General features: G+C 37.5%; 1 protein-coding gene. It reads left to right on the top strand.

From position 1 onward, the window contains the following. The coding region (locus ACPC57_RS11595; protein ID WP_434067007.1) for an IS6-like element IS1216 family transposase at positions 1 to 672 on the top strand (672 nt) is incomplete at its 5' end. Positions 673 to 674 lie beyond the last annotated feature (2 nt).

Below are 674 nucleotides of genomic sequence, written 5' to 3'. Positions count from 1 at the left end.
TTTAAAGGAAAGCAATTTCAGCAGGATGTGATTATTGTAGCCGTGGGCTACTATCTTCGTTATAACCTTAGCTATCGTGAAGTTCAAGAAATCTTATATGATCGTGGCATTAACGTTTCTCATACGACGATTTATCGTTGGGTGCAAGAATATGGCAAACTACTCTATCAAATTTGGAAAAAGAAAAATAAAAAATCCTTTTATTCATGGAAAATGGATGAAACGTACATCAAAATTAAAGGAAAATGGCATTATTTGTATCGAGCCATCGATGCAGATGGTTTAACCTTGGATATTTGGTTACGTAAAAAACGGGACACACAAGCAGCCTATGCTTTTCTTAAGCGGTTAGTGAAGCAGTTTGATGAACCGAAGGTTGTAGTCACAGATAAAGCCCCCTCTATTACAAGTGCCTTTAAGAAACTAAAAGAATACGGCTTTTATCAAGGGACAGAACATCGTACCATTAAATACCTGAATAATTTGATTGAACAAGACCATCGTCCAGTAAAGAGACGCAATAAATTCTATCGAAGTTTACGCACTGCCTCACCCACGATTAAAGGTATGGAAGCCATCCGAGGATTATATAAGAAAACCCGAAAAGAAGGCACTCTCTTCGGGTTTTCGGTCTGTACTGAAATCAAGGTATTATTGGGAATCCCAGCTTAAAT

The sequence above is a fragment of the Streptococcus sp. VTCC 12886 genome (assembly GCF_049893425.1).
Classification (GTDB): domain Bacteria; phylum Bacillota; class Bacilli; order Lactobacillales; family Streptococcaceae; genus Streptococcus; species Streptococcus suis_AA.
This window is presented reverse-complemented; position numbering and strand designations above follow the sequence as displayed.